This window comes from Amycolatopsis sp. La24, from assembly GCF_029087445.1.
GTDB classification, from domain to species: Bacteria; Actinomycetota; Actinomycetes; order Mycobacteriales; family Pseudonocardiaceae; genus Amycolatopsis; species Amycolatopsis nivea.
The window spans coordinates 35922-49171 of sequence record NZ_JARACH010000044.1 but is presented as its reverse complement, the minus strand read 5'-3'; the positions used below and the strand labels follow the sequence as shown (position 1 = coordinate 49171).

The window sequence follows — 13250 nt, the reverse complement described above, 5'->3', positions numbered from 1 at the left end:
TCGAGCGCGCGTAGGCTCACACTCGTGTTCGAGGGCTTGGCCAACTGGTGGGACGGGGTCGAGCTGTGGCTTGCCCAAGCCTGGTTCCCCGTGCAGTTCGTGCTGGTGATGGCGGTGCTCGTGCCGCTGTGCCTGCTCGCCGCGTGGGCCATCGACAAGCTGGTCGAACGCTTCGGCCGCTGGTTCGGCACGGCCCGTGACGACGACGGTCCCGGCCGCTCCTAAGCTGGCACACCATGGTCAACCGTAGGCGGATCACCGCTGCGCTCGTCGGTCTCCTCGTGCTGGTGCTCGGCGGGTGGCTCGTCAAGGAAACCGCCGGCTCCTCGGATTCGCCGGTGCCCTCGTCCTCGTCGGGCGCTCCCGCCGCCGCTTCCGGGAAGGTGCCGGGGGCGGACTCCAAGCTGCCGGTCAAACCGCTGTCCTCGCTGCCTTCGCAGGCGAAGGACACGTGGAACCTGATCCAAAAGGGCGGGCCCTACCCGTATCCGCGCAATGACGACGTCGTCTTCCAGAACCGGGAAAAGGTGCTTCCCGCGGAGAAGAACGGCTATTACCACGAATACACCGTGAAAACGCCGGGCAGCCCGGACCGAGGGGCGCGCAGGCTGATCACGGGGGCGGGGAAAGAGTTGTATTACACAGCCGACCATTACGCGTCGTTCGTCGTTGTGGATCCCGCGCGGTGAGCGGGGAGACGGCGCAGGCCGCGGCGGACGCGGCGTTCGCGCGCGGGGCTTATCCGCACCGGGTCGACGGAACGCGGACGCTGGACAAGCTGTCGGCGCTGGACGCGATCGGCGAGGCGCTTTCCTTCCCGTCTTATTTCGGGCGGAATCTGGACGCCTTGTACGACATGCTCACGGATTTGTCGTGGCTGCCTGCCGGCGAGCACGTGCTGATCTGGACCGGGTCGGACGGGTTGAAGGCGGCCGAGCCCAAGGCGTATCTGGCGGTGCGGAGCGTGCTTTCGGACGCGCAGCGGGCGATGGGCTCCGGGGCGCATCGGCTGACCTTGGTGCTGGTCGATTCTTGAGAAGCCGTGAGGGGAACCCCGGGGTTCCCCTCACGGGCAGCGTCAGTCCTGCGGGACCCAGTTCGGCTTGCGCTTCTGGGCGAAGGCCTGAATGCCTTCCTGTCCTTCCTCGCTCGCGAAGAAGCCCGCGGACAGGGCGTTCATGTCGGCGAAGCCTTCGGCCGGGGTCGCCGGGCGCGGACGGGCCAGCAGTTCCTTCGTGGCGGCCAGGGCCTTCGGGCCGCCGAGGGTCAGCGACTTGAGGTAGCCCTCGACCGTCTTGTCCAGGTCTTCCGCCGGGACGCAGGCGTTCAGCAGGCCGATCTCCACCGCGCGCTTCGCGTCGAAGACGTCGCCGGTCAGGAAGAGTTCGTGCGCGGCCCGCGCGTTCAGCCGCGGGAGCACCGTCAGGCTGATGACCGCCGGGATGACGCCGATCCGGACCTCCGAGAAGGCGAACGTCGCTTCCGGGACCGCGACCGCGATGTCGCACGCGGCGACCATGCCGATGCCGCCCGCGCGAGCCGGGCCCGCCAGCCGTGCGACGACCGGCTTCGGGCTCGTCCACAGCTGGTCCAGGATCCGCGGGAACTCGTTCACGCCCTGGTCGGACGAACCGGCGCCGCGGGCCTCCTTCAAGTCCATGCCCGCGCAGAAGACCGGGCCGGTGTGGGTCAGCTGCACCACGCGCACCGCGTCGTCCTCGCGAGCCTTCGTCAGCGACTCGCTCAGTTCCCGCCGCAGCTGCGCCGACAGCGCGTTGCGGTTGTGCGGGGAGTCCAGGGTGATCGTGGCGATGCCGGCCGCCACCTCGTAGTGCACCAGTTCGTCAGCCATGCCTGACACTTTCGCACACCGCCCGTCGGAGAGCGGGTGTGAAGTTCATGCACGAAAACCCGTGCATCAAAACTCGTGCACCGCTACCTTGGGGACATGGCAGAACCTCGTCGCGCTGATCTGAAGGCGCTCAAGGCGCTCGCGAACCCGTTGCGGCAGCGGATTCTCGAGCTGCTGTCCTCGTCCGGACCGGCGACCTCCACGACGCTCGCCGAGCGGCTGGGCGTGACCAGCGGCGGGACGAGTTACAACCTGCGGGTCCTGGCGGAGAACGGGTTCGTCGAGGAGCTTCCCGAACGCGCGCGCGGGCGGGAGCGCTGGTGGCGCGCCGTGCCGCATGACGTGCGGTTGCCGCCTGCCGAGGACGATCCGGCGAAGGCGGCGATCGGCGAACTGCACCGGCTGTGGCTCGCGGGCGACACCGAACTGTACGAACGGTTCGAGCGCGAGCGGCCGCAGCTGGGGGAGTGGGCGGACGCGATCCCGTACTCGCGCGGCGCGATCACCGTGACCCTGGACGAGCTGGGCGACTTCTTCGAGGCGTATCTCGCTTTGCTGCGGCGGTATCAGCGGCCGGACGACGAGACGCCGGAGGGGGCGCGCCGGGTCGAGACGCGGATGCTCGCGTTCCCGGCTCCGGGCGGAGAGGAGGCCGTCCGGGACTGAATCCGAGGAAGGCCCTGGGTGCCGAGCGGCCACTCGGCACCCAGGAATAAGGGAAAACGCGCACGATCTCCCGAAGCAAGGAGAACACTTCATGCTGCCCTGGGGCAAATCGCGGCTCGCCGCCGCGATCCTCGTGCTGGGCTCGGTCCTGCCGACCGCCCAGCCGGTATCAGCACCACCGTCCGGCGACGTCAGCTTCGCCGGTTCGGGCGGAATCACGTTGCACGGCACGGTATTCCGGCCGGACGGTCCGGCGAAGTCCGCGATCGTCCTGCAAGGCGGTTCGGACTGGCGGACGCGGGACAACCTTCGCGTGCAGGCCGAGATGTTCAGGCGGCTCGGCGTCACAACGCTCGTGTACGACCGGCGTACCAGCGGTTATTCCAAGACCCAGCGCGATTACGGCGTGCTGGCGGACGATCTGGTCTCGGCGGTCCGCGCGTTGCGGGCGCATTCGGGAGCCGCTGAGGTCGGCGTCTGGGGCGTCAGCGAGGGCGCGTGGGTCGCGCCGCTCGCCGCGACGCGGACGGCGGACATCTCGTATGTGATCACCGTCGGCGGATCCGGTATGGGCGGTGCCCGGCAGACCTCGTGGTACTGGGGCAATGTCCTTCGCCACCAAGGGATTTCCGGTTCGCTGCTGACGACATTGCCGGTGCGGGGAACGCGGTTCGCCGTCGGAGCGGGGCTGTTTCCCGAGGCGGGCTACGACCCGGTGCCGGTGCTGCGACGGCTGAAACAGCCGATCCTGGCGTTGTGGGGCGACCTCGACATCAACCACGTACCGGTCGAGAGTTCGCGGATTTTCGCGGAAGCGTTGGCGCAGCACCCGAATCACACGATCCGGTTCATCGCCGGTGGCGGGCCGGATTTGTACTCGACCAGCGACGCCGGGTTCGACCGGCTGTCTCGGGTCGTGCCGGGCTATCCGGCAGCGGTCGCGGATTGGCTGGCGGATCGGCAGGGCGTGCACGTCGAGACCGCGGCCTTCGCGCAGCGGCCGTCGGAAGCGCTCCCGCCGTTGGCGTGGTGGGAATCTGTTGCGGCGCAGGGGATTGCGCTTGCCCTGCTGCTGGCCGGGTTTGTGGTCGGCGGGGTGGTTGCCCTGGTGCGTCGCCGGGGGACCAGATCGTCGCGGTGGCTGGCCGGACTGGGGACGGCGACGGTCGCCGGATTCGTCGGGATGCTCGGCTGGGCGCAGATGTCCGGGATGAAGGATCTCGGACCGGTCATCGGCGGACGGCCGTTGCCGTGGCTGGCGGTGCAGGTGTTGGCGGTCGCGACGGTGGCGGCGTGGGCGGTAACCCTTGCCGGGCTGCGGAAACCGGACCGGCGGCGCGGGGCGATCGCGCCGCTCGCGGCCGGGCTGGTGTTCGTGCCGTGGGCGGTCTGCTGGGGACTGCTGCTGCCGTGAACCGGCCGCGGCCACCCGGGCGCAGCGGGTGGCCGCGGTCCGGGTCAGCCGATGGTCGTGGTGGTGAAAACCGGGCTCGGGTTGGGGAAGCACGCCGTCGGCGCGGTCACGTCGCCGATGATGCTGCTCGCCACGGCCTTGAAGGTCAGGCCGGGGTCGCTGTAGCTGGTGCCGGACAGTTTCGTCTCGATCGTGCCGGAGTCGCCTGCCTTGAGGTGTGCGGTGATGGTCGGCAGTTCGAAGGTCGAACCGCCGGCGATCGGGCCGGGGAAGCTCAGCGTCGCGACGCCGTCGGCCACGCTGATCGTCGGCGCGGTGTCGCCGAGGCCGGAGCCGCCGGCGAGGTCGGCGCTGACGTAGGTCGAGTTGGCCGGGACGGGGAACTTCAGCGCGAAGGTGTTGATGTTCTTGACCTTGTTGCCGCCGACGTCGCTCGGGACGGTGTTGGGCGCGGGGTCGATGACGACGTCGAACGCTCCGCCGGGCGCGACCGTCGCGGGTGCGGTGACGTCGGCGTTCTGGGCCAGCGACACCTGCTGCGGGCCGACCACCGGCGCGTCGGCCTGGCAGTCGAAGTTGATCGCGGTCGCGGCGGACGCCGGGGCCGCCAGCGCGAGCGGAAGGGCGGCGGCCGCCGTCAGCGCGGCCAGCCGGTAAAAGTGAGGTGCTTTCATCTGTGTGCTCCTACCTGCGGGTTTCACGGGGGAGAGAGAAAGCTGCGCAGCGATTAGAGAGTTACCGGCAAGTTAAGTAGCGCGTCAAGGATTGACCGTTCACAGCAGCGCACGGTGACGAAAAATGTGAATACTGCTCACCTTGTGGCGGTAACAGTGGGCTGATCGGCCGTTCGGGCCTACCGACGGTGGTCCGACAGGGCGAGCCAGGCCAGTTCGACCCAGCGCTGCCGGGCGGGCTCCGGAACGTCCGCGCCCGGCGAGGTGGCGAGGAGCAGGCCGATGTCGTCGGCGGAGATTCCCGGTCGCAGGGCGTGCTCCCGATGGGCGGCGGTGATCAGGGATTCGATCGCGCGCGTGGCGTGCTGGCGCATCGCTTGCAGCGGCTCGGGCGACAGGTTCGAGAGTGCTGTGCGGAGAAGGCGTTCTTCGCTGAGGTCGACGACGACGCGGCGGATCAGGCCGAGCAGCTCGTCGGCCGCGGTGGTCTGCCCGGCGGCGACGCGAGCGGCGGCTTGGTCGAGCACGTCGGCGATCGCGGTGCCGAGGTCTTCGGCGATTTCTCGCACCAGGTCCTGTTTGGTGGGGAAATGCCGGTAGAGGGTGCCGACGGCGACCCCGGCTTCGGCGGCGATCTCGTCCATTCCGGCCTCGGGTCCGCGAGTCACCAGCAAACGTCGCGCGGCCGCGAGGATCGCTGCCCGGTTTCGTGCCGCGTCTGCCCGCACTGCTCGCTCCTTGCCGGTAAAGGTGAACTGGTGGTTCACTATATAACATGAACGAGTGGTTCAGGTTGTCGAGCGGACGCGTCGCGGTGGTCACTGGAGCGAACACCGGCCTCGGCTTCGCCACGGCCCGCGCATTGGCTGAGCACGGGACCAGGGTCGTGCTGGCCTGCCGGGACCTGCGGAAAGCACGCGACGCGGCGAGCCGGATCGGCCGGGGAACCGAGGTCGTCCGGCTGGACCTGGCGTCGCTGGACTCCGTGCGGGAGGCGGCCGGCGAGCTGCGCGCCCGGCACGACCGGATCGACCTGCTGATCAACAACGCGGGCGTGACCAATGCGCCCGGCCGGACCGCGGACGGGTTCGAGATGCAGTTCGGGGTGAACCACCTCGGCCACTTCGCGTGGACCGCACTGCTGCTCGACCGGATGCTGGAAGTGCCGGGCTCGCGGGTGGTGACGGTCAGCAGCATCGGGCACCGGTTCGGCCGGATCGACCCGGATGACCTGCACGCGGCGAGCGGGTATCCGGCGTCGAAACTGGCCAATCTGCTGTTCGCCTACGAACTCGCGAAACGCTTGCGGGGCACCGAAACCGTCTCGCTGGCCGCGCATCCCGGCGGGGCGACTACCGAGATTTTCCGGCACTCGTCGTCCGTCTTCCGGGGCGCGAACCTGGCGATCGCGCGGCTGTTCGGGCGGACGCCCGCGATGGGTGCGTTGCCGACGCTGCGGGCGGCGACCGATCCCGGCGCGCGCAACGGCGAGTATTACGGTCCCGGCGGGCTTTTCGAGATCCGCGGCTACCCGGAGCTGGTCAAGTCCAGCGCGCGTTCGCACGACGCCGATCTGCAGAAGCGGTTGTGGGAGGCCTCGCTGCGGGCGACCGGGGTGGGCTGCCCGGTGTGAAGGTCAGGCGGCGGTGCGCAGCAGACCGGAAATCGCGGCGGCGTACCGGCCGATCACCACGTCCGCCACGCGCGGGTCGTCCGCGAGCGGCTCGGCGATGAACGCGCCCGGGTCGGCCTCGCGGGCCAGCGCCGCGATCCGGTCCGGCAGCAGGCCGGGGGCCAGGAACCACGACGCCACCACGAGATGCCGCGCGCCGCGGTCGCGCAGCCGGGCCGCGGCGGCCGGGATGTCCGGCTGGGTCGCGCTGGCGAACGCCTCGCTGACCGGCAGGCCGAGCCGCTTTTCCCAGCGTGCGGCCACTCCGGCGACGACCGCGTTGGCCTCGGGGTTCGAGGAGCCGACCGCGCTCAGCAGCACCCCGGTTCCGCCGCGGCGGCGGGCTCCGGCGAGCCGGTCGAGGGCGACGGCTTCGAGAGCCGGGTCGGCGCCGAGCACGTCCGACACCCGGATCCGGAACCCGGGGCAGTCCGCGGTCACCTCGTCGACCAGCGCGGGCAGGTCGACCCGGGCGTGAAAAGCGCTGCCCAGCAACAACGGCACGACGACCGCGGAGCGGTGCCCCTGTGCGTAAAGCCCGCGGAGCACGTCGGTGACCCGCGGCTCCGACAGGTCGAGGAACGACTCGTGCACGTCCAGCCCCGGCGCCTGCGCACGGACGACGTCGACCAGCGCCCGCACCGTCGCGGCGGAGCGGGGATCGCGACTGCCGTGCGCGACGGCGACCAGGGGCGGCGTCACGAGAACCGCTCGCCGACGAGACCGGCGGCGAGCGTGTCGCCGTCCTTCGGGTCGATCACCAGGAACGCGCCGGTGCGCGGGCTCACGCCGTAGTCGTCCACCGGCAGCGGCTCGGCCAGCTGCAGGCTGACGCTGCCGATGTCGTTGAGCTCCAGGCTTGCCGGAGAGTCCACACTGGACAGGGTCTGCTCGTCGAACCGGGCGTGCAACTCGGTGGCGAGCCCCTGCACGGTCCGGGCGCCGTGCTTGATCAGCACCCGCGCGCCGGTCTTGAGCGGCTTCGACGACAGCCAGCACAGCGTGCCGGTGATCTCGTCCGTGACCTCCGGCGACGCGTCGGCCGCAGCGATCAGGTCGCCGCGGCTGATGTCGATGTCGTCGGAGAGCAGCAGGGTCACCGAGGTGCCGGCGCCTGCTTCTTCCAACGGCCCGTCCGCGGTGTCGATCCGCTCGACCCGGCTGCGGATACCCTGCGGCTGCACGACGATCTCGTCGCCCGGACGCACCGTTCCGGCGGCGATCTGACCGGCGTAGCCGCGGTAGTCCGGATACTCGGCGGTGCGCGGGCGGATCACGTACTGCACCGGGAACCGCAGCGCCGAATCGTGCGGATCCGGTGCCACCGGCACGTTTTCGAGGTGCTCCAGCAGCGACGGCCCGTCGTACCACGGGGTCCGCTCGGACCGGGTCGCGACATTGTCGCCGACCAGCGCGGAAACCGGGATGGTGACGACGGACGCCGAGTCGTAGCCGAGGGATTCCGCGTGCGCGGTGAACTCCTTGGCGATGACGCTGAAGGTGTTCTCGTCGTAGTCGACGAGGTCGATCTTGTTCACCGCCAGCACCAGCTGCGGCACGCCGAGCAGCGCGAGCACGGCCGCGTGCCGCCGGGTCTGCTCGACCACGCCGTTGCGCGCGTCGACCAGCAGCACCGCGAGCTGCGCGGTGGACGCGCCGGTGACCGTGTTGCGCGTGTACTGCACGTGCCCCGGGGTGTCGGCGAGCACGAACGACCGCTTCGGCGTCGCGAAGTACCGGTACGCGACGTCGATCGTGATGCCCTGTTCGCGCTCCGAGCGCAGGCCGTCGACGAGCAGCGACAGGTCCGGAGTGGACAGTCCTTTGTCGACAGACGCGCGGGTGACCGCGTCGAGCTGGTCGGCGAGGACGGACTTGGTGTCGTACAGCAGCCGCCCGACCAGCGTGGACTTGCCGTCGTCCACGCTGCCCGCGGTGGCCAGCCTCAGCAGGCTCGACATCAGAAGTAGCCCTCCCGTTTGCGGTCTTCCATGGCCGCTTCGGACATCCGGTCGTCGGCGCGGGTGGCGCCGCGTTCGGTGAGCCGCGAAGCCTGGACCTCGGCGATCACTTCCTCCACAGTGGACGCCGTGGATTCGATCGCGCCGGTGCACGAACCGTCGCCGACGGTCCGGTAGCGCACGCTCAGCTCGCGCACGTCCTCGCCGGGACGCGGCCCGCCCCACGGGCCCTCGCTGAGCCACATGCCGTCGCGCTGGTAGACCGCGCGCTGGTGGGCGTAGTAAATCGAGGGCAGCTCGACCTTTTCCCGCGCGATGTAGTTCCACACGTCGGCCTCGGTCCAGTTGGACAGCGGGAACACGCGGACCTGCTCGCCCGGACGGTGCCGCCCGTTGTAGAGGTTCCACAGCTCGGGCCGCTGCCGGCGCGGCTCCCACTGGCCGAAAGCGTTGCGCAGGCTGAAGATCCGCTCCTTCGCCCGCGCCCGCTCCTCGTCGCGGCGGCCGCCGCCGAAGACCGCGTCGAACTTGTTCTCCGCGATGGTTTCCAGCAGCGGCGTGGTCTGCAGCGGGTTGCGCAGGCCGTCGGCGCGTTCCTCGAGCCGCCCGTCGTCGATCCAGTCCTGGACCTTCGCGACGACCAGGCGCAGGCCGTGCTTTTCGACGACGCGGTCGCGGAACTCGAGGACCTCGTCGAAGTTGTGCCCGGTGTCCACGTGCAGCAGCGGGAACGGCACCGGCGCGGGCCAGAAGGCCTTGATCGCCAGGTGCAGCATCAGCGTCGAGTCCTTGCCGCCGGAGAACAGGATCACCGGCCGGTCGAACTCGCCCGCGACCTCGCGGAAGATGTGGATGGCCTCGGACTCAAGGGCGGCCAGGTTGTCGACAGCCGCGTCGGCCGCCGGTTCCAAAGTCGTCATGCGTCCTCTCTCAGCCGTGCAATCCGCACTCGGTCTTCGACTGCCCGGCCCACCGGCCGCTGCGCGGATCCTGCCCCGGCTCGACCTTCGCCGTGCAGGGCGCGCAGCCGATCGACAGGTAGCCGATCGACACCAGCGGGTTCTCCAGGATGCCGTTCTCGTGCAGGTAGCCGGTGAACTCGTCGTCGGTCCACGCCGCGATCGGGTTGATCTTCACCAGGCCGTTGCGCTCGTCCCAGGTGACGATCGGCGTGTTCGCGCGGGTCGGCGCGTCCACCCGGCGCACGCCGGTGACCCACGCCGAGTACTTGCCGAGCGTCTGCCGCAGCGGCACGACCTTGCGCAGGAAACAGCACTGCCCGGGGTCGCGTTCGTGCAGTTTCGGCCCGTACTCCGCGTCCTGTTCGGCGACGCTCTGCTCGGCCTGCGCGTTGACGATCCGCACGTCCGGGTACACCGTCTGCACCGCGTCGCGCACGCCGAGGGTTTCGGCGAAGTGGTAGCCGGTCTCCAGGAACAGCACGTCCACCGCGGGCTTGACCTTCGTGGCGAGGTCGATCAGGACCGCGTCCTGCATGTTCGACGCCACGATGAAGTCGTCGCCGAAGGTGTCGGCCGTCCAGCGCAGCGCCTCTTCGGCGGTCGCGTCGGCCAGTTCCTTCCCGGCGCGCTCGGCCAGCGCCCGGTAGTCCGCCACCGCGGTCACTGCAGCACCCCTTCGTCCGCCCGCAGCACCCACTGCGGGAAGCGTTCGCCCGGTTCGCGGCCCGCGACGTACGCGCGCACCACGCGTTCCACGTACTCGACCAGTTCGCCCGCGGTGACCTTGTGGCCGCGCAGCTTCCGGCCGAACCCGGCGTCGGCGCCGAGCCCGCCGCCGAGGTGCACCTGGAAGCCCTCGACCTGGTTGCCGTCGGCGTCGGTGACGATCTGGCCCTTGAGCCCGATGTCCGCGGTCTGCACGCGGGCGCAGGAGTTGGGGCAGCCGTTGAGGTGCACCGTCACCGGCGTTTCGAGCTGCGCGTTGATGTCGGCGAGCGACTTCTCCAGGTCCGCGACCAGCTGCTGCGCGCGCACCTTCGTCTCGACGATCGCGAGCTTGCAGAACTCCAGCCCGGTGCACGCCATCACGCTGCGCCGCCACGGCGACGGCTTGGTCTGCAGGCCCAGTTCGGCCAGTTCCGCTTGCAGCGCCGGGACTTCCGCCTCCGGCACGTCGAGCACGACCAGCTTCTGCAGCGGGGTCAGCCGCACCCGGCGCGACCCGGCGCGCTCGGCCGCGTCGGCGACCGCGACCAGCGTGCTGCCCGACACCCGGCCGGCGATCGGCGCGGCGCCGAGGTAGAACTTGCCGTCCTTCTGCTTGTGCACGCCGACGTGGTCGACCGGGACGGCCGGGTTCTGCACTGCCGGTCCGTCGATCAGCTTCCGCTTCAGGTACTGCGTTTCGAGAACTTCCCGGAATTTTTCCGGACCCCAGTCCTTGACCAGGAACTTCAGCCGCGCCCGCGAACGGAGCCGCCGGTAGCCGTAGTCGCGGAAGATGGAGACGACGCCTTCCCAGACGTCGGCCGCCTCGTCCAGCGGGACCCACACGCCGAGCCGCTGGGCGAGCATCGGGTTCGTGGACAGCCCGCCGCCGACCCACAGGTCGAGGCCGGGGCCGTGCTCGGGGTGGTCGACGCCGACGAAGGAGATGTCGTTGATCTCGTGCACGATGTCCGGCAGCCCGGAGATCGCGGTCTTGAACTTCCGCGGCAGATTCGAAAACCGCGGGTCGCCGATGTAGCGGCGGCGGATCTCCTCGAGCGCGGGCGAGGCGTCGAGCACCTCGTCCTCGGCGATCCCGGCGACCGGCGAACCGAGCATGCCGCGCGGGCTGTCGCCGCAGGCCTCGGTGGTGGTCAGGCCGACCGACTCGAGCCGCGACCAGATCGCGGGCACGTCCTCGATCCCGATCCAGTGGTACTGGATGTTCTGCCGGTCGGTGATGTCCGCGGTGTCGCGCGCGTGCTTCTGCGACAGCTCGCCGAGCACGCGCAGCTGCTCGGTGGTGAGCGCGCCGCCGTCGGTGCGGACGCGCATCATCAGGTACTTGTCTTCCAGCTCCTCCGGCTCCAGCTGCGCGGTGCGGCCGCCGTCGATGCCGGGCTTGCGCTGGGTGTAGAGGCCGAACCAGCGGAACCGGCCGCGCAGGTCGCCCGGGTCGATCGCGTCGAAGCCCCGGTGCGCGTAGATGTTCTCGATCCGCGCGCGGACGTTGAGCGGGTTGTCGTCCTTCTTCGACTGCTCGTTCGGGTTCAGCGGCTCCCGGTAGCCGAGCGCCCACTGGCCCTCGCCGCGCTTCTGGCGCGTCCGAGGCGTGCGGCCCTTCGCGGGCGTTTCACGCGGGGGTGCGGACATGGAGATCCTCCGGGCGGGGTTGTCGAGGCGGCTCCGCCGCGGCGTCGGCGCGGGCGGCAGCGGGCCGGTGGTCCAGGTGGTGGGCTGGGCAGGCTTGGCGCGGGAGTCAGCGAACAGGCCGGCAGAGCGCGCTCGCGACCCGGAGAAGGTCGACGTGGCGGCGCGCCACGAGAAGGACACCGGCAGGACTCACCGGCTCAGATTGCCACGCGGGCCGAACGTCGTCCAAGGGCGTCCGGATCGTGGGAGAAGGCTCACTCCAGCGGTGCGAAACCGTCCCGGATGTGCATGGGGCGGGCGATCTGCCAGGTCTTTCCCGTCTTTCGGACTCTTAGTGAGACAGTATCGGCGGCTTGGCGGCGGAGCGCGCGCCCGGCGTTGCATCGTTCGGCGGCCGAACTTTCCGCCGGGTGGCGCAGGGGCGCGCGGCGACCCGGGCGCGGCGGGGGAGAATGGACGTCGTGCCTGTTCCCGACACCCACCGTCCTTCCGCCGGACTGCCCGAGACCGCGCTCGCGGGCCTCGGCACCCGTCCGTTCGGCGTGTACGTCCACGTGCCGTTCTGCGCGACCCGCTGCGGCTACTGCGACTTCAACACCTACACCGCGGGCGAACTCGGCTCCGCCGCCTCGCCGCGGTCGTGGCTGGACGCGCTGCGCCGCGAGCTGGAGCTCGGTGCGGAAATCCTCGGCAACGCACCGCAGGCAGAGACGGTGTTCGTCGGCGGCGGGACCCCGTCCATGCTCGGCGCGGACGGGCTGGCCGAGGTGCTCGACGGCGTCCGGTCGGTGTTCGGGCTCGCGCCGGGCGCGGAGGTGACGACCGAATCGAACCCGGAGTCCACTTCGCCCGAGTTCTTCGCGGGCATCCGTGACGCGGGTTACACCCGGGTTTCGCTGGGCATGCAGTCCGCCGCCCGGCACGTGCTGAAGGTGCTCGACCGCGTGCACACGCCCGGCCGTCCGGTCGACGCCGCGCGCGAGGCCCGGGCCGCCGGGTTCGAGCACGTGAATCTCGACCTTATTTACGGCACGCCGGGGGAGCGCGTCGAAGACCTGCGCGCGTCGCTCGACGCGGTGCTTTCGGCGGGCGTCGACCACGTGTCGGCGTACGCGCTCATCGTGGAGGACGGCACGGCGCTGGCCCGCCGGGTGCGGCGCGGCGAGCTGCCCGCGCCGGACGACGACACGCTGGCCAGCTACTACGAGATGATCGACTCCGTCCTCGCCGGCGCGGGCCTGACCTGGTACGAGGTGTCGAACTGGGCGACTGGCGAGGCGGCGCGGTGCCGCCACAACCTCGGCTACTGGCAGGGCGGCGACTGGTGGGGCACCGGGCCGGGCGCGCACAGTCACGTCGGCGGCGTGCGGTGGTGGAACGTCAAGCACCCGGCCAAGTACTCCAGCCTCCTCGCGGAGGGACAGAGCCCGGAAGCCGACCGTGAGGTGCTCACCCCGGAGGACCAGCACCTGGAGCGGATCATGCTGGAGCTTCGGATCTCCGACGGGCTGGCGCTGTCCGCGCTCGACGAAGCCGGAGTGAAGGAGGCTCGGGCGGCCGCCGCGGAGGGCTTGCTCGAACAGTCCGATTTGGACAGTCGGGGCCGCGCGGTGCTCACGGATCGCGGCCGCCTGCTCGCGGATGCCGTGGTCCGGAGGCTCGCCGGCTGAATTTCCGCCCGCCGGGCA

15 protein-coding genes are annotated in these 13250 nt (G+C 70.5%); 7 read left to right on the top strand and 8 right to left on the bottom strand.

Annotated features, from left to right (window positions below; genetic code table 11):
• Positions 1 to 24: 24 nt before the first annotated feature.
• The 3 genes from PUT80_RS32005 to PUT80_RS31995 are packed head-to-tail and all read left to right on the top strand — an operon-like array spanning position 25 to position 1036.
• The gene (locus PUT80_RS32005) at positions 25 to 225 is read left to right on the top strand and encodes a hypothetical protein (protein WP_037813693.1); all 201 of its coding nucleotides are present in this window, start codon (positions 25 to 27) and stop codon (positions 223 to 225) included.
• 11 nt (positions 226 to 236) lie between these two features.
• The gene (locus PUT80_RS32000) at positions 237 to 689 is read left to right on the top strand and encodes a ribonuclease domain-containing protein (RefSeq protein ID WP_275294403.1); all 453 of its coding nucleotides are present in this window, start codon (positions 237 to 239) and stop codon (positions 687 to 689) included.
• Positions 686 to 1036, top strand: a complete 351-nt coding sequence (locus PUT80_RS31995; RefSeq protein WP_037813689.1) for a barstar family protein — start codon at positions 686 to 688, stop codon at positions 1034 to 1036. Before PUT80_RS32000 ends, PUT80_RS31995 begins: the two co-directional genes overlap by 4 nt.
• Positions 1037 to 1078: 42 nt before the next feature.
• Here the strand turns inward: PUT80_RS31995 and PUT80_RS31990 are convergent, their stop codons facing one another.
• On the bottom strand, positions 1079 to 1852 hold the full coding sequence (locus PUT80_RS31990) for an enoyl-CoA hydratase-related protein (RefSeq protein WP_134732992.1): 774 nt from the start codon (positions 1850 to 1852) through the stop codon (positions 1079 to 1081).
• A 96-nt stretch (positions 1853 to 1948) separates the two neighbouring features.
• Between PUT80_RS31990 and PUT80_RS31985 the strand changes: the two genes are divergently transcribed.
• Together PUT80_RS31985 and PUT80_RS31980 are read left to right on the top strand one after the other, a co-directional pair.
• The gene (locus PUT80_RS31985) at positions 1949 to 2518 is read left to right on the top strand and encodes a helix-turn-helix domain-containing protein (protein WP_275294402.1); all 570 of its coding nucleotides are present in this window, start codon (positions 1949 to 1951) and stop codon (positions 2516 to 2518) included.
• A 91-nt stretch (positions 2519 to 2609) separates the two neighbouring features.
• On the top strand, positions 2610 to 3932 hold the full coding sequence (locus PUT80_RS31980; RefSeq protein WP_275294401.1) for an alpha/beta hydrolase: 1323 nt from the start codon (positions 2610 to 2612) through the stop codon (positions 3930 to 3932).
• 44 nt (positions 3933 to 3976) lie between these two features.
• On the opposite strand, the gene PUT80_RS31975 is transcribed toward PUT80_RS31980, so the two are convergent.
• The gene (locus tag PUT80_RS31975; RefSeq protein WP_275294400.1) at positions 3977 to 4606 is read right to left on the bottom strand and encodes a cyclase; all 630 of its coding nucleotides are present in this window, start codon (positions 4604 to 4606) and stop codon (positions 3977 to 3979) included.
• A 179-nt stretch (positions 4607 to 4785) separates the two neighbouring features.
• A complete protein-coding gene (locus tag PUT80_RS31970) occupies positions 4786 to 5334 on the bottom strand; it encodes a TetR/AcrR family transcriptional regulator (RefSeq protein WP_275294399.1) in 549 nt (182 codons plus the stop codon).
• A gap of 47 nt (positions 5335 to 5381) precedes the next feature.
• On the opposite strand from PUT80_RS31970, the gene PUT80_RS31965 reads away from it, so the two are divergent.
• Positions 5382 to 6239 (top strand): oxidoreductase, encoded by an 858-nt coding sequence (locus PUT80_RS31965; RefSeq protein ID WP_275294398.1) that lies wholly within the window; start codon positions 5382 to 5384, stop codon positions 6237 to 6239.
• 3 nt (positions 6240 to 6242) lie between these two features.
• On the opposite strand, the gene PUT80_RS31960 is transcribed toward PUT80_RS31965, so the two are convergent.
• Genes PUT80_RS31960 through PUT80_RS31940 form a run of 5 tightly spaced genes read right to left on the bottom strand, consistent with a single transcriptional unit; the run spans position 6243 to position 11562 of the window.
• Positions 6243 to 6980, bottom strand: a complete 738-nt coding sequence (locus PUT80_RS31960) for a CbiX/SirB N-terminal domain-containing protein (RefSeq protein ID WP_037813679.1) — start codon at positions 6978 to 6980, stop codon at positions 6243 to 6245.
• Entirely contained in the window at positions 6977 to 8239 is a 1263-nt protein-coding gene (locus PUT80_RS31955) for a GTP-binding protein (protein ID WP_037813678.1), read from the bottom strand. The genes PUT80_RS31960 and PUT80_RS31955 overlap by 4 nt, the downstream gene beginning before the upstream one ends.
• Positions 8239 to 9159: a sulfate adenylyltransferase subunit CysD gene (gene cysD, locus PUT80_RS31950; protein ID WP_037813676.1), complete on the bottom strand. Its 921-nt coding sequence runs from the start codon at positions 9157 to 9159 to the stop codon at positions 8239 to 8241. Before cysD ends, PUT80_RS31955 begins: the two co-directional genes overlap by 1 nt.
• A gap of 10 nt (positions 9160 to 9169) precedes the next feature.
• Entirely contained in the window at positions 9170 to 9865 is a 696-nt protein-coding gene (locus PUT80_RS31945) for a phosphoadenylyl-sulfate reductase (RefSeq protein ID WP_275294397.1), read from the bottom strand.
• The gene (locus PUT80_RS31940) at positions 9862 to 11562 is read right to left on the bottom strand and encodes a nitrite/sulfite reductase (RefSeq protein WP_134663018.1); all 1701 of its coding nucleotides are present in this window, start codon (positions 11560 to 11562) and stop codon (positions 9862 to 9864) included. Before PUT80_RS31940 ends, PUT80_RS31945 begins: the two co-directional genes overlap by 4 nt.
• Before the next feature lie 452 nt (positions 11563 to 12014).
• On the opposite strand from PUT80_RS31940, the gene hemW reads away from it, so the two are divergent.
• Positions 12015 to 13232 (top strand): radical SAM family heme chaperone HemW, encoded by a 1218-nt coding sequence (hemW, locus tag PUT80_RS31935; protein ID WP_275294396.1) that lies wholly within the window; start codon positions 12015 to 12017, stop codon positions 13230 to 13232.
• The last annotated feature ends 18 nt before the right edge of the window (positions 13233 to 13250 follow it).